The sequence below is a fragment of the Streptomyces sp. Mut1 genome, from assembly GCF_030719295.1.
Taxonomy (GTDB): Bacteria; Actinomycetota; Actinomycetes; order Streptomycetales; family Streptomycetaceae; genus Streptomyces; species Streptomyces castrisilvae.
This window is the reverse complement of sequence record NZ_CP120997.1, coordinates 4,796,787-4,820,767: the sequence shown is the minus strand read 5'-3', so window position 1 is coordinate 4,820,767 and position 23,981 is coordinate 4,796,787. Positions and strand designations below refer to the sequence as shown.

Annotated in this window: 18 protein-coding genes; 12 read left to right on the top strand and 6 right to left on the bottom strand. The window is 70.8% G+C overall.

The window, feature by feature from the left end; genetic code table 11:
* Positions 1 to 49 precede the first annotated feature (49 nt).
* Positions 50 to 1,531 carry an MFS transporter gene (locus P8A18_RS21030; RefSeq protein ID WP_306056604.1) on the bottom strand — a complete coding sequence of 494 codons (1,482 nt, stop codon included), beginning with the start codon at positions 1,529 to 1,531 and terminating at the stop codon, positions 50 to 52.
* A 125-nt stretch (positions 1,532 to 1,656) separates the two neighbouring features.
* Here P8A18_RS21030 and P8A18_RS21025 point away from each other — a divergent pair, with 125 nt between their 5' ends.
* The 8 genes from P8A18_RS21025 (at position 1,657) to P8A18_RS20990 (ending at position 9,001) form a co-directional block, all read left to right on the top strand.
* A complete protein-coding gene (locus tag P8A18_RS21025; protein ID WP_306056602.1) occupies positions 1,657 to 2,640 on the top strand; it encodes an Lrp/AsnC family transcriptional regulator in 984 nt (327 codons plus the stop codon).
* Between the two features lie 316 nt (positions 2,641 to 2,956).
* Positions 2,957 to 3,751, top strand: a complete 795-nt coding sequence (locus P8A18_RS21020) for a cupin domain-containing protein (RefSeq protein WP_306056600.1) — start codon at positions 2,957 to 2,959, stop codon at positions 3,749 to 3,751.
* Between the two features lie 49 nt (positions 3,752 to 3,800).
* The gene (locus tag P8A18_RS21015; RefSeq protein WP_306056598.1) at positions 3,801 to 4,355 is read left to right on the top strand and encodes a type 1 glutamine amidotransferase domain-containing protein; all 555 of its coding nucleotides are present in this window, start codon (positions 3,801 to 3,803) and stop codon (positions 4,353 to 4,355) included.
* Entirely contained in the window at positions 4,355 to 5,110 is a 756-nt protein-coding gene (locus P8A18_RS21010; RefSeq protein WP_306056596.1) for an HAD family hydrolase, read from the top strand. The genes P8A18_RS21015 and P8A18_RS21010 overlap by 1 nt, the downstream gene beginning before the upstream one ends.
* 170 nt (positions 5,111 to 5,280) lie before the next feature.
* Positions 5,281 to 6,498 (top strand): MFS transporter, encoded by a 1,218-nt coding sequence (locus P8A18_RS21005; RefSeq protein ID WP_306056595.1) that lies wholly within the window; start codon positions 5,281 to 5,283, stop codon positions 6,496 to 6,498.
* Between the two features lie 35 nt (positions 6,499 to 6,533).
* A complete protein-coding gene (locus P8A18_RS21000) occupies positions 6,534 to 6,704 on the top strand; it encodes a hypothetical protein (RefSeq protein WP_306056593.1) in 171 nt (56 codons plus the stop codon).
* Between the two features lie 4 nt (positions 6,705 to 6,708).
* Positions 6,709 to 8,232: a glucose-6-phosphate dehydrogenase gene (zwf, locus tag P8A18_RS20995; protein WP_306056592.1), complete on the top strand. Its 1,524-nt coding sequence runs from the start codon at positions 6,709 to 6,711 to the stop codon at positions 8,230 to 8,232.
* A gap of 70 nt (positions 8,233 to 8,302) precedes the next feature.
* On the top strand, positions 8,303 to 9,001 hold the full coding sequence (locus tag P8A18_RS20990) for a type 1 glutamine amidotransferase domain-containing protein (RefSeq protein WP_306056590.1): 699 nt from the start codon (positions 8,303 to 8,305) through the stop codon (positions 8,999 to 9,001).
* 72 nt (positions 9,002 to 9,073) lie between these two features.
* On the opposite strand, the gene P8A18_RS20985 is transcribed toward P8A18_RS20990, so the two are convergent.
* Positions 9,074 to 9,370: a putative quinol monooxygenase gene (locus P8A18_RS20985; RefSeq protein ID WP_037709443.1), complete on the bottom strand. Its 297-nt coding sequence runs from the start codon at positions 9,368 to 9,370 to the stop codon at positions 9,074 to 9,076.
* Between the two features lie 332 nt (positions 9,371 to 9,702).
* Positions 9,703 to 10,425, bottom strand: a complete 723-nt coding sequence (locus P8A18_RS20980) for a type 1 glutamine amidotransferase domain-containing protein (RefSeq protein WP_306056588.1) — start codon at positions 10,423 to 10,425, stop codon at positions 9,703 to 9,705.
* A gap of 331 nt (positions 10,426 to 10,756) precedes the next feature.
* Between P8A18_RS20980 and P8A18_RS20975 the strand changes: the two genes are divergently transcribed.
* The 3 genes from P8A18_RS20975 to P8A18_RS20965 all read left to right on the top strand — a co-directional run bounded on the left by P8A18_RS20975 (position 10,757) and on the right by P8A18_RS20965 (position 13,318).
* On the top strand, positions 10,757 to 11,434 hold the full coding sequence (locus P8A18_RS20975) for a type 1 glutamine amidotransferase domain-containing protein (protein WP_018550589.1): 678 nt from the start codon (positions 10,757 to 10,759) through the stop codon (positions 11,432 to 11,434).
* Between the two features lie 167 nt (positions 11,435 to 11,601).
* Positions 11,602 to 12,504 (top strand): LysR family transcriptional regulator, encoded by a 903-nt coding sequence (locus P8A18_RS20970; protein WP_306056586.1) that lies wholly within the window; start codon positions 11,602 to 11,604, stop codon positions 12,502 to 12,504.
* Between the two features lie 166 nt (positions 12,505 to 12,670).
* The gene (locus P8A18_RS20965) at positions 12,671 to 13,318 is read left to right on the top strand and encodes a dihydrofolate reductase family protein (protein WP_306056584.1); all 648 of its coding nucleotides are present in this window, start codon (positions 12,671 to 12,673) and stop codon (positions 13,316 to 13,318) included.
* A gap of 24 nt (positions 13,319 to 13,342) precedes the next feature.
* On the opposite strand, the gene P8A18_RS20960 is transcribed toward P8A18_RS20965, so the two are convergent.
* The gene (locus P8A18_RS20960; protein WP_306056582.1) at positions 13,343 to 13,843 is read right to left on the bottom strand and encodes a DUF4396 domain-containing protein; all 501 of its coding nucleotides are present in this window, start codon (positions 13,841 to 13,843) and stop codon (positions 13,343 to 13,345) included.
* 160 nt (positions 13,844 to 14,003) lie between these two features.
* Here P8A18_RS20960 and argG point away from each other — a divergent pair, with 160 nt between their 5' ends.
* Positions 14,004 to 15,449: an argininosuccinate synthase gene (gene argG, locus P8A18_RS20955; protein ID WP_018550593.1), complete on the top strand. Its 1,446-nt coding sequence runs from the start codon at positions 14,004 to 14,006 to the stop codon at positions 15,447 to 15,449.
* A gap of 118 nt (positions 15,450 to 15,567) precedes the next feature.
* Here the strand turns inward: argG and P8A18_RS20950 are convergent, their stop codons facing one another.
* Both P8A18_RS20950 and P8A18_RS20945 read right to left on the bottom strand, forming a co-directional pair.
* Entirely contained in the window at positions 15,568 to 16,179 is a 612-nt protein-coding gene (locus tag P8A18_RS20950) for a hypothetical protein (protein WP_306056580.1), read from the bottom strand.
* Positions 16,167 to 23,945: a ricin-type beta-trefoil lectin domain protein gene (locus P8A18_RS20945; RefSeq protein WP_306056579.1), complete on the bottom strand. Its 7,779-nt coding sequence runs from the start codon at positions 23,943 to 23,945 to the stop codon at positions 16,167 to 16,169. The genes P8A18_RS20950 and P8A18_RS20945 overlap by 13 nt, the downstream gene beginning before the upstream one ends.
* Positions 23,946 to 23,981: the final 36 nt, after the last annotated feature.

Here is a 23,981-nt window from a genome sequence, read left to right as displayed (position 1 = left end):
GAAGTGGACATCATTTCGGGGCCAACGGGGCGGCTGCGCCGGACCCGCCCTACCCGGCGCGCACCGGCACCGGCTCCCGCCCGGCCGGTGCGGCGGCCGTCTTCCCGCCCTTGACGAGCAGCAGCACCGCCGCCCCCGCGACGAGCCCCACCGCACCGGCCACCACGGCCGCCACGTTCAGCCCCGAGGCGAACGCCGCCCGCAGCGCGTGCTCCGGGACCCCGGCGGCGCGCAGCCCGTCCGCGCCGCCGCCCGCGAGCGCGTGGGACTCGCCCTCGCCGAGAGCCGCCCCCATCCGGGAGGTCAGCACCGTCCCGAGCACGGCGACCCCGAAGGCGTATCCGAGCTGGCGGAAGGTGTTGACCGCGCCGCCCGCCATACCGGCCCGCTCCGGCTCCACCGCGGCCAGCGCGGCGCCCGCGATGGCCGGGGAGACCAGGCCGGTGCCGATGCCCGCGACGACCAGGCCCGGGATCAGCGCGGGCCACGAGGAGCCCGCGCCGAGCACGGCCTGACCGAGGGTGCCGGCGCCGATGAGGGCGAGCCCGACGCCGATGGTCAGGCGCGGCTGCGCCCCGTGCAGCAGGCGCCCGCCCGCGGCCGCCACCAGGAACGCGGTCGCGGCCAGCGGCAGGACCGCCAGACCGCCCTGGACCGGGCTCAGCCCGACGACCGTCTGCAACCAGATCGAGGTGTACGGCAGCACGCCGAAGGCCGCCATGTTGAAGGCGAGGGACCCGGCCATCACGCCCGTGAAGGCGGAGGTCCTGAACAGCGAGAGGTCGAGCAGCGGGTGGGCGACGCGCAGCTCCACGACGACGAAGCAGAGCAGGGCGAGCACGGCGAGAGCGAAGGTGAGAAGCGTCTGCCCGGAGGTCCAGCCGACGCTGCCCGCCCGTACGACGGCGTACGTCGCGGCCCCCGCGAACACCGCGAAGGCGGCGGTCCCCGCCCAGTCGGTGCGCCGGTCGCGCGCCCCGTGCGACTCGGGCACGGTCCTGAGGGTCAGCCAGATGGCGGCCACGCTGACCGGCAGGTTCACGAAGAAGATCCAGCGCCAGCCGGGCCCCTCGGTCAGCAGCCCGCCGACCACCGGCCCGATCGCGGCGGCGCCCCCGCTCACCGCGCCCCACAGCCCGAGCGCCACGGACCGGTCCTTGCCCTGGTACACCGAGGCGAGCAGCGGCAGCGTGGTCGCGAACATCGCGGCGGCGCCCACCCCCTGGACCCCGCGCGCGGCGACCAGTACGGCCGGCGACGAGGCGAGGCCGCAGGCCAGCGAGGCGACGGCGAAGAGCACGACGCCCACGACATGGACCCGGCGCCGCCCGAGCCGGTCGGCCGCGGCGCCCGTGCCGAGCAGCAGCGCGGCGAGCGCGAGGGCGTAGCCGTCGATGACCCATTGCAGGTCGGAGAGCGACGCGTCCAGCACCCGCGCCATGTCGGGCAGTGCCACGATGACGATCGTGACGTCCAGCAGCAGCATGAACGTCCCCAGACAGACCGCGGTGAGCGGCCCCCACTTACGCATGTCGTTCTCCTCGTACGGCTTCGGTGTGACCGGCGGCCACCCCCGTACGATCGGACGGCCGCGTCCCGAATCCCCAGCCAGTGACCGACCGGCGCCGGAATCCGACATGGAAGGGGCCCGAATCAGTGGAATCACCCGTCCGGGGGGACGCCCTCGACCTGCGCATCCTGCACGCGCTGGAGCTGGACGCCCGCGCGCCCTTCAGCCGGATCGCCGCCGCGCTCGGGGTCTCCGACCAGACGGTGGCGCGCCGCTTCCGCAGGCTTCGGGCGGAGGCCGGTCTGCGGGTCGTGGGGGTGCGGTGCGCGGCCTCGGAGGAGTCGTTCGAGCACTGGCTGCTGCGGGTGCGCTGCGCGCCCGACGGCGCCACGGCCATCGCGGAGGCCCTGGCCAAACGCTCCGACACCTCGTGGATCGGGCTGACGTCGGGCGGTACGGAGGTGACATGCACGGTCAACGTCCGCAGCCGGGACGCCGCCGACGACCTGCTCATCGGCAAGCTGCCGCGCACCCCGCACATCGTGGACATCCGCGCCCACCAACTACTGCACCGCTTCTACGGGGGCCCCGCCGGCTGGCTCCACAAGAGCGGCGCGCTGACCCCCGGGGAGACGGCCGCCCTCGCCCCGCCCCCCGCCACCGCCCCGCCCGGCCCCGCCGTCATCACCTCCGACGACGAGCCCCTGGTCGCCGCGCTGGAACGGGACGGCCGGGCCACGTACCCCGAACTCCAGCGGGCGACCGGCCGGTCCGAATCCTCGGTCAAGCGCCGCCTGGCCCGCCTCGTCGCCTCCGGCGCGCTGTACGTGGACGTGGAGTTCGACTCCGCCCACCTGGGCTTCCGCAACGCCAGCATGCTGTGCGTCACGGCCGCCCCCCGCGCCCTGCACACGGTGGGCGAGGCACTGGCGACCGACCGCGAGGTGGCCTACGCGGCGGCCACCACGGGCCCGTCCAACCTGATGACGGTCGTCATCACCCGTGACTCGGCCCACCTCTACCGCTACCTCAGCGAACGTCTGGGCCGGCTCGACGGCGTCGAGCACGTGGAGTCGATGCCGCTGCTGCGCCGCGTGAAGCAACTGACGTACCGGCCGTTCCGGGGGTAGCGGGGGCCGAGGGTTCAAGCCTTTCTCGCCCGCTCGGGAACAGACGCGCGTTCCTCCGCCGGCGCCGGGGCATTCTTTCCATGCGCACGTCAGAACACATGCGCATGGAAAGCGGAGGAACAGGACCTTCCGAATCCGGACGATTCCCGCACCGCCCTCCGGAGGCACCTCTGACCAGGCGCCACAAATTCCGTTATGGGACTTCAAGGTACTTCTATTTGAGCATCCCCACCCCTCGCTGATTGAGTCTGCGACGACGCCGGGCGGTAAACGCCCCGGAAGTCGAAAAGGCGAATTCAAGCCACTGGGGGATGACATGACGGTGACCGAGGCCATCGGAACCCTGCCCGGAAAGCACTCGAACCGGGCGGATTTCCTGCCGCTGCGGGTGGACGCCGGCCGGGCCGATATCGCGAAGCTGACCCGGCTGCTGCGCGACGGCGCACGCCCGGCCAACGAGCAGTTCGACCAGGACGAGCACCTGGACGAGGTGATCCCCAAGCCCTGGGGCTACGAGTACCGGGCCTACGTGGACGACTTCTTCGACTTCTGGTCCCTGCACATCGACGGCGGGCACAGCACATCGGTCCACGTGCACCCGCGGAAGCTGACCTACCTGCTGTGCCTCGGCGGCCAGGGGGTGACCACCGGTCTCGACCGGGAGGAGATCCCCGTCCACGAGGGGGCGATCCTGCGCATCGCGCCCGGCGCGTTCCACGGGACGCGCAGCACGGGCACCGAACCGCTGGAACTCATCGAGGTCGAGGTGCCGCGCAACAAGTTCGACCTGATCCGGCTGCACGACGACTACAACCGGGCCGGCACCGCATACGAGAGCGCCTCCATCGAGGAACCCATGCACCGAATGCGGAAGGTGCCCTCACTCCCCCACGCGAAAATGCGGGACCGGACCCCGGACCGGCGATTCCGGTTCGACCTGCGTACCGGAATGGATATTTTCTACCGGCCGCAGGAGACGGACCTTTTTTACATCCCCCTGCATATTTCCGGAGTGGTCCGCAGCGACTGCGAAATCCTGACCGGCCACCCCGACGACCGCCGCCGGCCGCAGACCGACAAGCAGTACCTCTGCATCAGCAAGAACGTCTGAACCAGCCCGCCGGTCCTTGGCCGGCCACCCACAGCGAAGGAGTTCCCGCATGTCCCGCAACGCCGTCATCATCACCGGCCCCGGCTTCCAGGACCACGATGTCGTCTTCACGTACTACCGCCTCATGGAGGAGGGCTGGAACGTGGACGTGGCCACCAAGAACGCCGACGCCGTCAACGGCAAGTACGGCATCCCGCTGCCCATGGACAAGACGGCCCGTCCGCTGATCGCCTTCGAGGACCTCGCGGTCGACCAGTACGACGTCGTCATACTCACCGGCGGCCACGAGGCCCCCGACCGCGTCCGCCAGGACCGCGGCGTCCTCGACTTCGTCGCCGGTATGGACCGGGCGGGCAAGGTCGTCGCCGGCCTGTGCCACGGTCCCTGGATCATGGTCAGCGCGGGCGTGCTCAAGGGCCGCAAGGCGTGCGCCTACATCGGCCTGCGCGACGACGTGATCAACGCCGGGGCCGAGGTGGTCGACAGCGACGTGATCGTCGACGGCAACATCATCACCTGTTCGTACTACGGCTACATGGGCACGTTCATGCGGTCCGTCTTCGAGACCGCCGAGAAGATCGCGGCCGGGAAGCAGGCCGCCTGATGGCCGGGCGCCCCGCCCTCCTGGCGCTCGACTTCGACGGCGTCATCTGCGACGCCCTGGAGGAGTGCGCGCTGGTCACCTGGCTCGGCGGCCGGCCGCACGACCGCGCGATCCCGGGCCCGGAGCAACTTCGCCTGGTACCACGCGAGTTCATCGACCGGTTCCGTACCGTACGCGACTACGCCCGGACCCTGGACCACTTCGTGGTCGCCCACCTCCCCGAGGCCGCCGCCCTCGGCTGCCAGGCGGACTTCGACCGGCTGTACGAGGCCCTGCCCTCGTCCTACGTACAGAAGTTCACCGACGCGGCCAACGCCGCCAGGCAGTGGTTCCGTACCCGGGAGACCGATTTCTGGCTGGACCTGCACACCCTGTACCCGGGCGTGCCGGAGCTGCTGCGCCGGCACAGCGGGTCGGTCGCGATCGTCACCGCGAAGGACGAGGGCTCGGTCCACGCCATCCTCGGCCGGCACGGTCTGGACGAGACCGTATCGGCGGTGTTCGGCGAGTGCGGCCGCAAGGCGGAGGCGATCGAGGAGATCAGCGCCCGGTGGGGCGTCGACCTGAAGGACGTGACCTTCATCGACGACAACCTCACCAACGCGGTGCGGGTCGCCCGGACCGGGGCGGTGTCCCGGTGGGCCCAATGGGGTTACCAGACCCCGGAGCACCGCGCGCAGAACGCGGAGTGGGGCGTGCCCCCGCTCCACCTGGAGGACCTCGCCGGCCTGGTGCCCGTCCCCGCCGCGGTCTGAGCCGGCCCGCACCTCACACCGCACCGCACGACACCGCACCGCACCGCACCGCACCGCACCGACGAGGACGGGGCCCTTCCCACCCGGGCCGGGCCCCGTCCTCGTCATGCCCACCCGTGCCCGTGCCCGTGTCCGTGTCCGTGCCCGCCCTTCCGACCGGAGAGACAGCCATGTCCGCGCCCTCATCGCCGCCCGCCGTCCGGACCGGCCGCGGGCCGGCCCCGCTCCCGCCCGGTGCGCCGTCCGCCGCGCAACTCGGTCTGCTGACCGTGCTCGCGGTGGCCGTCCCGGCCCAGCTCTACCTCGCCATCCCGATGGCCCCCCGCTTCCAGGAAGCCTTCGGCGTCGGCCCCGGGGCCGCCGCCTGGTCGGGGAGCTGCTTCTCGCTGTTCTACGCCCTCGGCTTCCTGGTGTTCGGCCCCCTCGCCGACCGGACCGGCCACCGCCCCGTCCTCTCCTGGGGGACGGCTGCGACGGCCCTGACCACGGCGGCGCTCTGCCTCGCCCCCGGCTACGGCTGGTTCCTGGCCCTGCGCGCCGCCCAGGGCCTGGCCGCCGCCTCCTTCGCCCCCGTGGCCCTCGCCTACATCGCCCGCCACACGACGGACGCCCGCCGCCCGGCGGCCCTCTCGGTGCTCACCACGGGGCTGCTCGGCGCCGGCGTCGCCGGCCAGGTGCTCGGCCAGGGCGTCGGCGGCCACGGCCACTGGCAGGCCGCGTTCTGGCTGCCGGCCGTCCTGTACGCGGGCGCGGCGGCCGGTCTGCGGATCCTGCTGCGCCCGCCGGTGACCGATCCCTCCGTCTCCGTCCGCTCGGCGTCGGGCGTGCTGCGCGGGCTGCTGCGCGACCGCCGGGCGCTCGCCGTCTTCGCCTCCGCGCTCACGGTGTTCGGCAGCTTCGTGGCGCTGTACGCCGTGCTGAACCCGCACCTCGCCGACGCCCACGGCCTGAGTGGCGGTCAGGTCCTGGCCGTCCAGGCCATCGGCGCGGCCGGGCTGCTCGCGGCTCCGGTCGTCCACCGCTTCGCGGGCGGCCGGGGCCCCCGCGGCCCGGCGGTCGCCGGGTTCCTCACCGCGGGGGCCGGGCTGCTGGTGGCCCAGCTGACCCCGGTCCTGCCGCTGCTGGTCCTGGGGAGCGTCGTCTTCGTCGCCGGGATCGGCCTCACCGTCCCCAGCCTGGTCGGCATGTTGCACCGGATCGCCCCGGCCACCGCCACCACGGCCGTCGCCTTCAACACCTTCCTGCTGTTCGTCGGGGCGTCGGCGGGCCAGCTCGTCGCCGCGTACTGCGGATACCGGACGACCCTCGGGATCTGCTGCGCCGCCGTGCTCGTCGCCGCCCGCGCGGTGGCCGCCGCGGGCCGCCCGCCCGCCGACCCCGCCCCGTAGCCCCGTTCCCACCCACGTCCAAGGAGTCCACTCGCATGCGTAACCGTCGTGTCCTCGTTCCGCTTCTCGCCCTCCCGATCGCCGCCACGGCGGTGACGGGCGCTCCCGCCCAGGCCCTCGCGCACGGCCGACGGATCACCGTCACCAGCGCCGCGTACTTCACGGAGCGCGGCCCCCATGTCCTCAGCGCGACGATCGCCCGGTGACGCCATGACGGGGGAACTGGCAACCGCACGCTCCGTGCCCGGCCCGGTCCGCACCGCCGCGCGGGTGGCCGGGCCCTCGGGTCTGGTCCTCTTCGGCGTCACCGGGGACCTGGCCCGCAAGAAGCTGATGCCCGCGGTGTACGACCTGGCCAACCGCGGGCTGCTGCCACCGGACTTCGCCCTCGTCGGGGTGGCCCTGCCGCGCCGGGAGGGGGAGGACTTCGCGGGGGTGCTCCGGAAGTCGGTCGGGGAGCACGCCCGCACTCCCTTCCATGAGGAGGTCTGGCAGCGGCTCGCACGCTCGATGAGCTTCGTCCAGGGGGACCTGGAGCAGGACGACGTCTTCGAGATCCTGGCCAAGGAGCTGGACCGGGCGCGGGGTGCGCACGGGAACTTCGCCTTCTACCTCTCCGTACCGCCGGCGCTGTTCCCCTCCGTCGTGCGGCAGTTGGGCAGGCACGGCCTGGCCCGCCCGCCCGAGGGGTCCTGGCGCCGGGCGGTCATCGAGAAGCCGTTCGGCCGCGACCTGGAGTCGGCGCGCGAGCTGGACTCCGTCGTCCATGGCGCCTTCGCCCCGGAGCAGGTCTTCCGCATCGACCACTACCTCGGCAAGGAGACCGTCCAGAACATCCTGGCGCTGCGCTTCGCCAACCAGATGTTCGAACCGATCTGGAACCGGAACCACGTCGACCACGTTCAGATCACGATGGCCGAGGAGATCGGCATCGGCGGCCGGGCCGGCTACTACGACGGCATCGGCGCGGCCCGCGACGTCATCCAGAACCACCTGCTCCAGCTGCTGGCGCTGACCGCCATGGAGGAGCCGGCCGCCTTCGAGCCGGGAGCCCTGGTCGCGGAGAAGGTCAAGGTGCTCAACGCCGTCCGGCTCCCCGCCGACCTGTCCACCGGCACGGTACGAGGTCAGTACGCGGCCGGCCGGCAGGGCGGTGAGAAGGTCGTCGGCTACCTGGAGGAGGCCGGAGTCCGCTCCGGATCACGGACCGACACGTACGCCGCGATCAAGGTGGGTGTCGATACGCGCCGCTGGGCGGGCGTGCCGTTCTACCTGCGCACCGGCAAGCGGCTGGGGCGCCGGGTCACCGAGGTCGCGGTCGTCTTCCGGCGCGCCCCGCGCTCCCCGTTCGCGCCCGCCGCGACCGAGGAGCTGGGGCAGAACGCGATCGTCGTCCGCGTCCAGCCGGACGAGGGCATCACGGTCCGTTTCGGCTCCAAGGCGCCCGGTCCGACGATGGACATACGTGACGTGTCGATGGACTTCACGTACGGGACCGCGTTCACCGAGTCCTGCCCCGGGGCCTACGAGCGGCTCGTCCTCGACGTCCTGCTCGGCGACGCCGGACTCTTCCCGTGCACCGCGGAGGTCGAACGCTGCTGGGAGATCCTCGACCCGGTCGAGCGGCACTGGGACGCGCACGGCGCCCCCGCCCCGTACGCGGCGGGCAGCTGGGGGCCGGCCGAGGCGGACGAGCTGCTCGCGCGGGACGGAAGGAGCTGGCGACGGCCATGAGAGCCGACCGCGCCACGTACGGCACAGCACCTCTTTCCGAATTCAACGATTCCGTACGTCTGGAGGCGCCATGAAGCCGACCGTGAAGCCGACCGCCGGCAGGACCGCCCTGTTCGTCCTCACCAGCCACGCGGAACTCGGCACCACCGGCCGGCCGACGGGCTTTCATCTGGGCGAGACATACGAGCCCTGGGAGATCCTGAGAGAAGCGGGCCACCGCGTGGAGTTCGTCTCGGTCGAGGGCGGCATGCCGCCGATGATCGGTCACGATTCAGCCGATGAGGGCCATACGGCATTCCTTTCCCACCCCGAAGGGGGCGGACTCATCAAGGCCGCGCCGCGCCCGCAGGACGTGGACCCCGGCCGGTACGACGCGGTGTACTTCGTCGGCGGCCACGGCACCATGTGGGACTTCCGGGGCCACCCCGCCCTGGAGGAGATCGGCCGGACGGTCTTCGAGAGCGGCGGCGTGGTGGCCGCCCTGTGCCACGGACCGGCCGCCCTGGTGGACCTGCGCCTGGGTACGGGACGGCACCTGATCGACGGTCACCGGATCACTTCGTTCTCCCACGAGGGCGAGACCGCCCGCGGTCTGGACACCGTGGTGCCGTTCCCGCTCCAGGGCGCCCTGGAGGAGCGGGGCGCCGTCTACAGCTGCGCCCCCGGCCGGGAACCGCACGTGGTGGTCAGCGGCCGTCTGGTCACCGGCCAGAACCCGGCGTCGGCACGCGGTCTCGGGAACGCGGTCGCCGCACTCCTGGCCTCCTGAGCCGGGGCACGCCGTACGCCGAGGGGCCCGGGGAGACGTCTCCCCGGGCCCCTCGGCGTACCCGCGGCGCGTTCAGGCGGCCCGCAGCGCGGTGTACCGGCCCACGTGCCGCTCGGCCAGGAGGGGCACCACTTCGCCCAGGACCAGGTCGCGGTAGTGGTCCGACGCCTGGTGCCGCTCCAGCGCACCGGCGTCCGCGTACTCCTCGATCAGCACGAACTCCAGGTCGCTCCCGGCGGCCCGGTAACCGCTGTAGGCAAGGCACCCGGGTTCCGCGAGGCTCCTCTCCGTGATGTCGGCGAGCAGCTTCTCGATGGTGTCTCCATGACCCTCGCCGGCGACCCAGCGGGCCACTACCGTAACGGGCACGACGTTTCTCCTCACCTCGAACACCCGACCGCATGCATTTCATGCGACAGTCGTGCGGAATCCGTATCGAATTCCGCACGCAACTCAGAGGATCACGCGGAACCGACTCCCGGCAAATAGCCTGGAGGACTACCGGAATAAGATCTTCTATCGGAACGCCGATACCGCACCGAAGCCACCGCACCGAGCACACATCAAGCATTCATAAGGAATGCACGAGGAATTCTCAAGGCGTTTTCGAGGGCTTTTCCAGGGTTTCTCAAGGGCCTTCCGAAGCGTGGCCCGGGGCCCTCCGACGGCTTTCGGCGCACCGGAAGGCCCTGACGGCCCCCCTACCGGGCGGCGACGGGTGCCGAGCGGCGCAGCCAGTGCCGGGGAAGGGGACGGCCGGAGGCCAGCTCCACGCCCGTGCGGGCGAGGTCGGCGGTGGAGGCCGGGTTCTGTCCGGTGATCAGCCGGCCGTCGGCGACCACATGGCTGCGGAAGGCGTCCCCGGCCTCGTACCGGGCCCCGCGCTCGGCCAGGGCCTCGCCGAGGAAGTACGGGACGATCCGGTCGAGGCCGACCGCCCGCTCCTCCTCCTGGGTGAACGCCGTCATCCGGCGCCCGGACACCAGCGGGGTCCCGTCCGGGCCCGGCACGTCGAGCAGGGCCGCGACTCCGTGGCACACGGCGGCGATCACCGCGGAATCCCGGCCGGCCCAGTAGTCGGCGAGGAAGCGGACCAGCCGCGCGTCCCCGGGCAGGTCGATGATCGCGCCATGGCCGCCCGCGACGAAGACGATGCCGTAGTCGTCGGGGGAGAGCAGATCCGGGGTGCGCGTGTTCTCCAGGCGGTCCTGGACGACCGGGTCCTCCAGGAACATGCGCTGCGGCGGGTCCGACCGGTCGACCCCGCCCGCGGGCGGCCGCCCGGCGCGGGTGCTGGTGAACTCGAAGTCCCATCCGGCGGCCAGCAGCGCCCGCCACGGGTAGGCGGCCTCGGGCAGCCAGAAGCCGGCGGACCGGCCGCCGGGGAGGCGCTCGGTGCTGCTGAGGACGATGAGCCCTTTCAAGGAATGTGCGGGCACCTTTGCCTCACTTTCGCCGGAGAGCGGCTGTTTCTCTGCGGCCGATGCCGTCGGGGGGTAACGGGAAGCAGCACCATAGCCCATCGCCCTGTTCTTGCCGCAAGAAGAAGGACGCATTTTCAATGGGATATAGGACTGCTTATGTGGGTCATGAGTTCGTCTATTTGCCGGGGCTGCCCGCGGTCTCTAAATTTCTGGGTGTCGGCAACACGGTAATGCGGCCGGCCACCGGGACACCCGTCCCGCCCCCTGCGACGCCGCAGCCTCTGCCCCTGCCCATGCCCCTCATCCATGACCCCGTCCGGGAGACTCCGCCATGTCCACGAAGGTTCTGTTCGCCCTCACCAGTCACGACGCACTCGGCGCGACCGGCCGTAGGACCGGTTTCTACGTGCCCGAGGTCGCCCACCCGGCGGCCGTGTTCCGCAGGGCCGGTTACGAGATCGACTACGTCTCCGTGCGCGGCGGGGCCGCTCCGCAGGACGGCATCAGCCCGGACGACACCGTCGTCGCCGAGTTCCTCGCGGACCCGGCGACCACGAAGGCGCTGGCCACGACACCCGCCGCGGGTGACGTGAAGGCCGAGGAGTACGACGCGATCTACTTCGCGGGCGGCCACGGCACGATGTGGGACTTCCCGGAGTCCGAGGAGCTGGCCGCGCTGGCCGCCGCGATCTACGAGCGGGGCGGTGCGGTCGCGGCCGTCTGCCACGGTCCGGCCGGCCTGGTGAACATCAAGCTCTCGGACGGCAGCCACCTGGTGGACGGCAAGCAGGTCTCGGCCTTCACCAACGAGGAGGAGGAGGCGGTGGGCCTGACCGGCGTCGTTCCGTTCCTGCTGGAGAGCACCCTGGCCGAGCGCGGCGCGAAGATCACCAAGACCGGCAACTTCGCCCCGCACGCGGTGGCCGACCAGCGGCTGGTGACCGGCCAGAACCCGGCGTCCGCCGCGAAGGTCGCCGAACTCGTCGTCGAACAGCTCGCCGCCCGCTGACCGCGCCGGGCAGCGCACGCCTCGTGGACGGGTGGCCGCCGAAGCCCCCGGCGGCCACCCGTCCACGGCGGCCGCCCGGCCCGACGGTCACCACCCGATCGCGTAGTGTCAGGTCCACCGCCGGTTCGGCAGGCACCGGACCGGGACACAGCTTCCGGGGGGATGGCTTGTCCGTACAACTTGGCTGGGTGCGTACGTTCGTCGCGGTCTACCGGCTCGGGTCCTTCACCAAGGCCGCCCACCAGCTCGGCCTGTCCCAGCCCGCGGTCACCCATCAGATCCGCAACCTGGAGCAGGCGATGGGGCGCTCGCTCTTCGAACGGCTCCCCCACGGCGCCCAGCCCACCCAGGCCGCCGACGGCCTCATCCGTGAGGTCCAGGGCCCGATCGACCTCCTGAGCCACGCCGTCGACCGCGCCTTCGGCGACGACCCCGCGGCCCGCCCGCTGACGGTGGCGGGCCCCGTCGAGCTGACGACGACCCGCGTGATCCCCGCGATCAGCGACCTCGCTTCGGACGGCATGCGCCTGAACTTCACCTTCGGCCTTGCCGACGACCTGCTCGACCGCCTGGAGGACGACGAGTTCGACCTCGTCATCTCGACCGTCCGCCCGCGCGGCCGCCGCGTCACCGCGACCCCGCTGGTCGACGAGGAATTCGTCCTGGTCGCCTCCGCCGAGCTGGCCGGACAGCTCCCACTGGACCGGCTCGCCACCGAGGGCCCGGACGTCCTCGGCGACATCCCGATGATCAGCTACGCGGAGTCCCTGCCGATCATCCGCCGCTACTGGCACACGGTCTTCGACCGTTCCCTCACCACTCCGCCCGCCCTGGTCATCCCCGACCTGCGCGGCGCCCTGGCCGCGGTCAAGTCCTCGGCCGGCATCTCGGTCCTGCCCACCTACCTGTGCGCCGAGGAGCTGGCCGACGGCGGCATCACCCCGCTCATCGAGCCGGAGATCCCGCCCCTGAACACCTTCTACCTGGCCACCCGCCGAGGCAGCCCCCCGCATCCGGACCTGACGCTGCTGCACGGGCACCTGCTGATGAAGGCGCAGCTGTGGATCTGAGTCCGCGCGCCGAGGACCGGGGTTCAGCATCGAGGTGGAGGCCCTCGCCGTCCTCCCCCGGGTGCCCGCTGACGGTGGAGTGACATTTCCCGTCCGACGCGGCGATGAGTTTGCCCCGTGCGGGGAGTCACTCCATCGTTGTCACCCCAACACCCGGAGGAACCACGTGACTCAACTGCTGCGGGTCCAGAATTTCACCGTCTCCACGGACGGCGTCGCCGCCGGCGAGGACCAGACCCTGGAGCGGCCCTTCGGCGGCCATGTGGACCCGGGGCGGCTGTTCTCCTGGGCCGGGGCCACGGCGAGCTGGCCCAACCGGACCGACCCGGGCGGGAGCCGGGGGCTGGACGACTACATGACGCGGGACTTCGCGCACAACATCGGCGCCGAGATCATGGGCCGCAACAAGTTCGGTCCGCAGCGCGGCCCCTGGGAGGACCACGAGTGGCAGGGCTGGTGGGGCGACGAACCGCCCTTCCACACCCCGGTGTTCGTCCTGACCCACCACGAACGCCCGTCGATCACGCTCTCCGACACCACGTTCCACTTCGTGGCCGGCGACCCGGCCGCGGTCCTCGGACAGGCGCGGGAGGCCGCGCGGGGCAAGGACGTCCGGCTCGGCGGCGGGGCGACGACCATCAAGGAGTTCCTGGACGCCGACCTGGTCGACACCCTGCACGTGGCGGTCGCGCCGGTGGAGCTGGGGACGGGTATCCGGCTCTGGGACTCCCCGGACGACCTTCGCGACCGGTTCCACCTGGACGTCGTACCGAGCCCGAGCGGGGTGACGCACCACCTGTTCTGGCGGAAGTAGTCCCACGCCGTGGTCCATGCCCGCTCAGTGGTAGGCGTGGACCACGGCGTGGCCCTTGCCGCGCCCGATCATCCAACGGTTCACCGGCGTCGTGATGACGAAGGCGAGGGCCAGGGAGCCGGCCAGCGCGCCCCAGAAGAGGACGTCGGCCAGGCCCGCGTCCATGGCGCCGGGGATGGTCACCATGACGGTGTTGTCGATGACCTCCATGACGGCGATCGACAGCGTGTCCGCGGCCAGGGCCACCTTCAGGGCCCGGCGCAGGGGCACGCCCGCGCGCAGGACGCCGCGCATGGTCAGCGCGTAGCCGAAGACGAAGGCCAGGGCGATGGAGAGGGCCACGGTGGCCCCGTTGTGCAGGCCGGCCGCCGTGCCGATCACCATGCCGAGCACCTCGCCGATGGCGCAGCCGGTGAGGCAGTGCAGGGTGGCCTGCGCGGCCGTGCGCCAGGAGGCGTGGCCGCCGCGGGCGGTGTGGTCGGTGTGCCCGGGGTGGTGGTCGTGGGGGCCGTGCGCGTGGTCCATCGTGCGCTCCCTCCGTCGTGCCGTACGGGGCGGGTCTCCACGGTGTCCGCCCGCCTCCACGACCGTAACCGTATACCCGGTGGGGGTATTCCAGCCCCACCCCGCGCCGGAGCCACGGACCGACATTGCATGATCATGCGAGATGATGCATAATCTTCCTATGTCCAAGGTCCTCACCTCCCTGCCCGCCGGCGAACGCGTCGGCATCGCCTTCTCGGGCGGCCTCGACACCTCGGTCGCGGTCGCCTGGATGCGTGACAAGGGCGCAGTCCCCTGCACCTACACCGCCGACATCGGCCAGTACGACGAGCCCGACATCGCGTCGGTGCCGGGCCGCGCCAAGGCGTACGGCGCCGAGCTGGCCCGCCTGGTCGACTGCCGCGCCGCGCTCGTCGAGGAGGGCCTGGCCGCGCTGACGTGCGGAGCGTTCCACATCCGCTCGGGCGGCCGGGCGTACTTCAACACCACGCCGCTGGGCCGCGCGGTCACCGGCACGCTCCTGGTCCGGGCGATGCTTGAGGACGACGTGCAGATCTGGGGCGACGGCTCCACCTTCAAGGGCAACGACATCGAGCGGTTCTACCGCTACGGCCTGCTGGCCAACCCGCACCTGCGGATCTACAAGCCCTGGCTGGACGCGGACTTCGTGACGGAGCTCGGCGGCCGCAAGGAGATGTCGGAGTGGCTGGTCGCCCACGGCCTGCCCTACCGCGACAGCACCGAGAAGGCGTACTCCACCGACGCCAACATCTGGGGCGCCACCCACGAGGCCAAGACCCTGGAGCACCTGAACACCGGGGTGGAGACCGTCGAGCCGATCATGGGCGTGCGGTTCTGGGACCCGTCGGTCGAGATCGAGACCGAGGACGTCACGATCGGCTTCGACCAGGGCCGGCCGCTCACGATCAACGGCGAGAAGTTCGAGACCGCCGTCGACCTGGTGATGAGGGCCAACGCCATCGGCGGCCGTCACGGCATGGGCATGTCCGACCAGATCGAGAACCGGATCATCGAGGCCAAGAGCCGCGGCATCTACGAGGCCCCCGGCATGGCCCTGCTGCACGCCGCGTACGAGCGCCTGGTCAACGCCATCCACAACGAGGACACCCTCGCCCAGTACCACAACGAGGGCCGCCGCCTCGGCCGGCTGATGTACGAGGGCCGCTGGCTGGACCCGCAGGCGCTGATGGTCCGCGAGTCGATCCAGCGCTGGGTCGGCACGGCCGTCACCGGCGAGGTCACCCTGCGGCTGCGGCGCGGCGAGGACTACTCGATCCTCGACACCACGGGTCCGGCGTTCAGCTACCACCCGGACAAGCTCTCCATGGAGCGCACCGAGGACTCCGCGTTCGGCCCGGTCGACCGCATCGGCCAGCTCACCATGCGCAACCTCGACATCGCCGACTCCCGCGCCAAGCTGGAGCAGTACGCGGGCCTCGGCATGATCGGCAACGCCAACCCGGCGATCGGCGCGGCCCAGGCCGCCGCGACCGGCCTGATCGGCTCCCTCCCCGAGGGCGGCGCCGAGGCCATCGCCTCCCGCGGCGAGGTCTCCGACGCGGACGAGATGCTGGACCGCGCGGCGATGGAGTCCGGGACGGACTAAGTCCCGTCCGGCGGAAACGCGAAAAGGCCGGGCGCCCCTCGAACGAGGGGCGCCCGGCCTTTTCGTCGGCAGTGAGGATCACGACTGGTGGCGCATGACGCGAGCCGGTGGAACGTCGCTACGCCCCGCCCTCAAGAATCTGCTCCAAGGACGCGGCAACCCGCGCCTTGCCGGCCTCAACGATTCCCACCACGTCCATATCGTTCGTCTGCGATCTGTGACGGAGAAGACGCAGAATGCGCACCTGGTCCTCAAGTTCGCACGCCTGGAGTTCGGTCAGGTCCGGATACTGCCCAGCCGGGTAGAAACGCGGCTCCTGATCCGCCTCCTCGACCAGGGCATCGAAAGCCTGATGCACGTCCAGACACAGCGACGAACACCAATCGGACCAGCGCGAGATCTCGAAGTCCTCAGCAAACGCCCTGAGCACCATTTCGGAGGACATGGCGAAGACCTCCTCGATCTCCTCGTCCTCCTCAGCGAGTTCCTCGTCCGTTCCCGCGTCCAGTCCTGCACGCAGCACCTCGAGAATCGGGAAGATCTCACCCGCCACCATGGCGGGAGACCATGTTCCCGCCGGAACCGCAGAGGCGGCGCCGGACCCGATCCGCCTCTCCAGGACAGGCATCACCCTGTAGACACACATCGCTGCCGCGATCTTGTGCGACTCGGGGCTCGCCTCGCCCAGTTCCCGCACCAGTGCCTCGTGTGAGAAATCTACTTCTTCCAAAACATTCTCCAGGGGGAGTTGTTCTTGCTGCTTCCGAATTCAGGTCCCCCCACGGTCACACCACTGGATGTCAGCCTGGGGTGACAGATCCCCCAGCAGACACCGGTAGATGTGCCGCCTTCGATGATTTCCCAACCATCACCGACATCAAGGGCTTCCATAATGGAGTCCTCCGCGTGCCCCTTGAGCTGGATGAAGGTCTCCCCCGGATTCAGCGAGTTGTTCTTCCGCCAGTTCGTCGGCAGATACGTCTTGTTGCTGGCCACCCAGGTCTCGATCCGGTCCGGATCGGCCAGGCTCCGTACCCGGGCCACGGCTGTCGTCCCGCTCCAGCCGACCTGGTTCTGAAGATCCTCAGCCCGCTGCTGAAGGCCGGACGCACCACACTCGGTACCACCACTGTTGTGAACGAGCACCGGAGTGGCGCCCGCCAGCACATAGTACGTGTGGGTGTCACGGACGGTGAGGTTGTGGACGGTCTCGCCCGCCGCGGTCCAGCGTGCGACCGCGGTGATCTGGACGTGGGTGCCTGCGCTGGTGCGGAGCCATTCGCCCGCCTTGAGGTCGGTGGCGTCGATCCAGGCGCCGAGTTCCTCGACCCAGAAGGGGTGGCCGTCGGTCGCGGTGACCGAGGCGGTCTCGTCGCCCTGGTCGCCGTCGGTGTCGACGGTGACCTCGACCAGGTGCTTGAGGCCCTCGCCCCTGATCTCGGCGGTGACGGTCCGGACCGTCGTCCTCCCGGTCTCCGGGTCGGTGACCAGGACCTTGTCGCCGACCTTGACGTCCTCGATGGCCTTCGTCGAGCCGTCGGCCATCACGACCTTGGTACCGGGAACGAAGCTGTTGCCGACCGGGCAGCTCCCGCCCGCCTTGCCGGAGCCGCTGTCGCCGCTGCTGCCGCCCTTGTTCCGCGAGGAACCACCGGCGGCGCCACCGGGCTTGTCGGCGCCGGCCTTGGCGCCGCCCGAACTCCGGTGGGTGGCCGAGGCCGAGGAGACCTTCGGTGCCGAATTGGCCTGGGCCTGTTTCTGGACCGAGTTCCCGGTTTTCTTGGTCTCGTTGACGGCCTTGTTGCTGGTTGTCTGTTTCTTCTCCGCCGCCTTCTTCTTCGCGGCCTGCGCCGCCTTCTTGGCCTTCTCGATCGCCGCCTTCTTCGCGGCGAGCGCCTTCCTCTCCGCGGCCTTGGCCGCGGCGATGACCTTCTCTGCCTTCTTCTTCGCCTTGTTGAGCGCCTGGATGGCGCCGGCCGTGCGCTTGACGGCCTTGATGAGGGAGGGGATCCGGCCGAGCTTGCCCCAGGGAACCGCGCCGACGACGAGGCTGATGCAGGACATCACGCTGCCGCCGAAGCAGCCCATGGCGTCGTCGAGGCCGATGAAGCCCTTCAACTGGTCCCAGGCGACCGACAGGATCACCGAGGTGATGGTCTTGCCCATGGTCGAGTGGGCCTGGGAGACCTGCGCCGCCGACAGACCCGCGCCGGCCAGCGCCGCCGCCGTCTCCGACGCCGTCAGGGAGACCGCCAGACCCGTCGGGTCGGACAGCGTCACGGGGTTGTTGTGGGCGTAGGCGTACCCGTTGGCCTGCATCGGGTCCGCGACGTCCAGCACCGGGTCCGCCGACAGGAAGCGCCCGACGGCCGGGTCGTACATACGGGCACCCAGTTGGGTGTAGCCGGAGGCATCGTCCGGGGTCATGCCCAGGAACGCCGCATGGGTCCGGAGACCGGTACCCGAGGCGGAGGACCCACGCTCGTTGCCGAACGGGTCCTGCTTACGGACCCGCACCGGCATCCCGTCGGTCATGGCGACCTCGGCATACGTACTGCCCTGGTGGTCACCGACCTCGGCGACCAGCGTGCTGCCCTTCTGGTTGCCGTCCTGGAACCGCAGCACGCTGCCGCCGGGCGCCCCGTAGCTGCGCTGCGTGGAGACCAGCTTGCCGGCCGCCTGCGTGGTGACCTCGGTCTCCCCCAGGTGCAGTGTGGCCTGCTTGCCCTGAACGGTCAGCAGACGGCTGCCGTCCGGACCGTAGAGGTAACGGGTCTCGTTCTGCGCCTCCCACTTCTGCGCGGCCGAGGAGGCCGAGCAGGCGGCGAGGACGGTGGAGGTGCTGTCGGCGGTGGCGCCGTCCTTGACCGCGACGCACAGGCCGGTGCCGACGTGCACCAGCTGGCCCGAGGCATTGCGCTTGATCTTCTGGCCGGCGGAGCCGTCGCACTTGTGGAGCTGCAGACCGGCCCCCGCGGCGGACGAGCCGGGCGCGACGCACCACGTGTCGTCGTAGAAGGTCATCGTGCCCAGGTCCGGGTCCGGCTGGCCCGGCTCCACCTGGAAGGACCACTTCTGGCTCGCCGCCCCGTTGCAGGCGTACAGGTTGACCGGCGTGTTCTGGGCCGGCTTGCCGCCGCTCAGGTCCAGGCACTTGTCGGCGAGGCCGACGTAGGAGGTCCGGCCGCCACTGCCCTGGCCGGTGAGGCGCTCCACCTGGCCGTCCCAGGTCCAGCTGATGTCCTGGGTGTCGCCGTTCTCCAGCGAGGTGACCTGCTTGGTGTCACCCGTGAGCTCGTAGAGCCGCTCGGCCTCCGCCGTGACCTGGGCGCCGGCCGGGGTGGTGTACTTCTTGGTCACCTTGGTCAGGGTGTGCGGCTGGGAGCCGTCCGCCTTGCCGTAGGCGTAGGTCGTCACCGCGTCCTTGGCGGTGGCGCCGGTGAGGTCCTTCTCGGTGAGCTTCTCGCGGTTGCCGAGCAGGTCGTACTCGTACTGCTGCCAGTAGCCGGAGTCGTCCGGGCCGGCCGTCACATTGAGCGCCCCGCCCTCCTTGACCGGGCCGTCGGCGCAGTGGGCGAGGTCGGCGGAGGTCCACGCCTCGGTCAGCTGGCCGATCGGGTCGTAGGTGAAGCACTGGCGTTCCTGGATGCCGGTCGAGCGCTCCCGGATGCCGGTGACGTTGCCCGCGTTGTCGTACCAGTACGACCGGTGGGAGGCGAGCTTGCCGCCGACCAGTGAGGTGTCGCCGTTCTGCTCCCGGTACACCTGCTGGTCGGTGAGGGCACCGGAGGCGTCGTCGAAGCCGGAGAGCGCCCACACCCGGTGGGGCTGAGCACCCAGCGTGGAGCGCAGCAGCTCACCGTACGGGGAGTACATGGCCTCGGAGCCGTACCAGTCCTTGCCGGAGACCGAGAGCGGCAGCCCCTCCTCGTTGTAGCGGACGACCAGCTTCTCGCTGTCGAACGCGCCCGCCGCGGGGATGGTGCCGTCCAGCAGGAGGCCGGTGTCGCTGTAGTTGTACGTGGAGGTGTAGGACTTCCGCAGGCCCCAGGTGGTGGCGAGGGAGTCCGGGAGCGACAGCGTGGTGGAGAGCGGCTGGTAGTCGGCGGTGTAGCCGCCGACCGACATCGTGTACTCCTGGCCGTCGGTGACCCGGACCGTGCCGGCCGGCAGGCCCTTGCCGCCCGGCACGGTGTCGTACGTGCTCCGGGCGACCAGGTCGCCGGTGGAACCGCCGAGGCGCTGCTCGGTGGGCCGGGACAGCTCGTCGTACTTCGTCCAGACGGTGATCCCGCGCGCGTCGGTCGTGGTGAGGGGCCGGTCGCGGTGGTCGTACGTCGTGGTGGTGGTTCCGGCGTCCGGGTCGGTGGCGGAGACCATCCGGCCGCGCCCGTCGTACTTCCAGGTCCAGGTGCGCGCGGAGTCCTGTGCGCTGTACGCCTTCACGAGCCGGCCGAGGTCGTCGAACTCGTACTTCACCGAGGTGAACTCGGTGCGTTCGGCGTCGGTGAAGGTGTCGACCTGGGTGGTGCGGCCCATCGAGTCGGACCGGACGCGGTAGGAGGCCGCACCGGAGGGGTTGATGACCGTGGACCAGTCGGCGCCGTACTCGTAGCGGGTCGAACGGGCCGGTATCTCGCTGCCGCTGAGGATCGGCAGTTCCTTCACCACGCGGCCCAGGCCGTCGTAGGTGTAGCGGGTCGCGTTCGGCACGGCGGTGTCGGCGAGCGGGGTGAAGAGCTGACCGCTCGGCTTGCCGGTGGCCAGGTAGGCGTTGTTGGTCTGCCAGACCTCGCCCGAGCTGTTGTACAGCGTGTCGGTGATCAGCCGGCCGCCGCCGGTCGCCTCCTGCTGCGCCTGACGCTCACGGCCCAGACCGTCGTAGATCGTGACGGAGGTCTCGACACGGTCCTTGTGCCCGCGGCCCTTGGTGACCACGTACGGCGGAAGGCGGTCCGGTTCGCCCGGGTCGTTCTTCGATATGTGGTACTCGACGGCGAAGTCCGGCACGGCGGACGTCGACGGGGTGCGGCCGGGGGCCCAGGCCTGGACGAGCCGGCCCAGCGGGTCGAACACGGAACGGGAGACGTGTCCGTTGGCGTCGGTGCTCGTCGTGGTGGTGCCGCGGCCGGGCTCGACCTCCTGGGTGGAGGTGTGGCCCAGCGAGTTGGTCTCGGTGATGCCGAAGGTCTGGCCGTTCGTCATGGCGTAGGCCGTGGTGGACGACTTGCCGTCCGGGTCGGTGGCCTTCACCACCCGGCCCAGGGAGTCGAACCCGACGGTGCCGTCGGACTGGAAGCCCGAGCCGTCGGCCTTCAGCGACCAGGTCTGGGTGACCAGGCCCCGGGTGGAGCCGGTCAGCGCGGCACCGTACGCGCCCTCGTCGTAGGCGATACGGGAGCCGGAGGCGAGCTTCTTCAGGTCGGTGAAGTCCGCCGTGGCGCACGGGGTGGCGGTGCTCAGGGTCTGCTTGGTCAGGCCGATGAGGTTCTTGTCCGTGTGGTGGACGTACTCCAGCTCGGTGCAGGAGACGTCACCGACGAGACCGGGGTCGGCCTTGTCCTGAAGGGTCTCGATCCGGACCGGCAGGCCGTACTTCGACTCGTGGGTGGTCTTCGTCTCCGACGTGTGGACGGTTCCCTTGCCGTCCTTGCTGTAGGCCAGCTGGCGGGGTTCGGTGACCCGCCACGCCTTCAGCGGGTCGAGGCCGTCGCCCCGGGTGCGGGAGGCCAGTTCGGTGGCCTCCGGAACGGTGACGGAGCGGGTCAGCCAGTCGGTGTCCGCGTCGGTGGCCTCGGCGTAGGTGAGCTCCTCGGCTATGCGGCCGGCGAACGGTTCACGGTCGTACGCGATGTGCGTGCCGGTGATGTCCTTGACCGGCACGCTGTCGCCCATGCCGCGGAAGAACCGGGTGACGGCCTTGGTCTTCTTGCTGCCGATCGCCTTGTCGTCGGCGCCCGTGATCACGGTGGTCCGGTCGAATCCGGCGAACTGCGAGTACGTCCGCGTGGACTTCTTCGTGAACTCCTGCTCGGCCATCCTCCAGCCGGCGGTGCCGTAGCCGTACTTGGTGCTGGTCGAGTAGGCGCCGTTGACGTTGGGGAGTTCCTCGATCTCCTGGACCACGTACTTGTGGAACCAGTCGATGTCCTCCTTCTCCGGGTCCGGGTGCCAGAAGGACGGGTAGCACAGACGCGTGTTGCTCTTCAGCTCGGCCTTGTCGCCCTTGCCGGGCAGGCCCTGGCCGGTGGCGCACTGTCCTTCCGGCTGCTTGTAGGTGACGACGGTCTCGCCGCCGTACTCGTTGATCACCCGGCCGATGCGCAGGCGCGAGAAGCCCGGACGGGGGTCGTTGTCGCCCCGCATCACGCGGTTGGGCATGTCGTCCACGTTCGCCTCGAACCGGACCGGGTTGAGCTTCACGCTCGCGTCGGTGGAACCCTTGCGGGCGTAGCCGGTGCGGGTGACGGTCTCAAGCCACAGGGCGGTGTTCGGGCCGGTGCGCAGGGAGGGGAAGGACTGCTGGAGTGCGTAGCGGTCCACCACCTGACGGGCCGTGGTGTCGGTGCGCCGCTGCGCGGACGTCTGGATCGAATCCAGGCGCTTGGTGGACCAGAACGACGGTGCGGCGTTCCAGCACATCTTGCCGGACGCGCACCGCAGGTCGGCCGGGGTGTCGTACCAGATGCGGTACTTGCCGGGGTCCTTGGACGTGAAGTTGGCCTCGTCGCACTTGAGGGAGCCTTCGGCGTAGCACCGCTCCTCGACGTTGAAGGTGACGCGGCCGGGGGCCTGAGCGGAGAAGACGGTGTTCTTGCGCTGGCCGTAGTCGATGTGCGCGAGGTAGCCGTCGCGGTCGTACTTGACCGGGGCCTTCCAGTTGAAGTTCCGCGCGTAGTAGTTGGGGTCCTTCTTCCACCACAGGGACATGGCGTTGCCGTGGACGTCCTCGACGTAGTCGAGGTTCCAGCGCCATGCCTGCGCGCAGTCGGAGCCCTTCCAGTCGCCGGCCTTGTAGCAGGGCTCGCCCGCGTGGTTGCCGAAGACCGGGACGGTCAGGACCGAGTTGGTGACCGGGTCTCCCTTGGACCAGCCCGGCAGGTGGTTCAGACCGAAGTGGTACTTGGTGCCGTCGCGGGTGGTGACGATCCAGTACTCGCCGTCGGCGTCCTTGTTGTCCTTGGACGTGTCCTTGACGATCTGGATCCGGGAGCCGTCACCGTTGGCGGTGAACCACTCCTTCTGGTCCGCGTCCCAGACCAGTTCGGTCGTCGCTCCGCCGAGCGTCAGGGTGGCGTTGTCCGAGCCCCAGCACAGGTCGCCCGTCTTGTGGGTGGCGTTGTTGGCGCCCGCCTTCTTGGCGTCCTCGCGGCAGGAGGCGTAGGTGCGGGTGATGGAACCCGCGTTGTAGTCCCAGCCGTCACCGATCCAGGAGGCCTGGTTGTTGGTGGCCGATGTCCGGCCGTCCACCGACTGGGAGGAGTAGGACAGTGCCACCTGGGGGGTCAGGCCGGCCGCCTCGGGGACCTGCACCTGGTAGCCGTAGGTGAAGGCGCCGGAGGACGAACCGGCCGCCCAGGAACCGGACGACTGGAGCGGGGTGGCGGTGAAGTCGCCCGCCGCCGAGGCTCCGGTGTCCAGTACGCCGACGGCGCGGGAGCCGGTCCCGTCCGACGCGGCCGCCCGCATGGCGCCGGACGCCTTCGATCCGGTACCGGACCCCAGGAGTTCGGACACCGGGACGGTGGCGGAGACGACCCGGCGGGTCCGCGGGGTCCCGCCCTCGTTCTCGGCGGCGGCGCGCAGCTTGGCGGTGGTCTTCGGGTGGACCACCTCGATCTCGCTGGCCAGCGGCTGCACCGACGCCGTCACGCCGTCGCCGTCCGCCGGCCCGCCGTCCGCCGACTCGTCGGCCGGCGCCTCGGGGGCGCACTCGCCCTCGGTCGGCGCGTCGATCACGCAGTTGGGCAGCAGGACGACGCCGAACCGGTCGGCGGCCTGCGGGCCGTACAGATCGGCGAACGACGTGTAGTCGACCCCGACGGTGACCTCGGCCTCCGGGTCGGCGGTGGCCGGCGGGGTGATCTCCATCAGCAGGCCGTCGACCTCGGCGGCCTGCGAGTCCGCCGGCGCCTTCAGGTCGACGGTCCACTCACCGGCCAGCGCGGCCGGATCGCCTTCCTCGGGTACGCCGAGCGAGACCGTCGGCACGTTCTCGACCGGGACCATCCGCCCCGGCGCCACGTCCGTCAGGTCGGCGGTGCCCACACCCGGTGACCACTCCTCCACGGCCTGCGGGGTGTAGGGGGTGGTGGCCTCCTCGGGCGCGGTCGTCAGGTGCTTCTCGGCACTGTCGTCCTGCTCCGTCCGCGCGCTCTCCGGCAGGTCGGGGAGCTGGACCGCCATCTCCTCGCGGGGTTTCGGCGCGATGGCCGCCGCCTCAAGCGTCAGGCTGCCCCAGGTGAGCGCCGACGCCAACGAGACGATCACTGTCATACGGAGATGCCGGCGTCGTTGCCGGCTTCTTCCGGA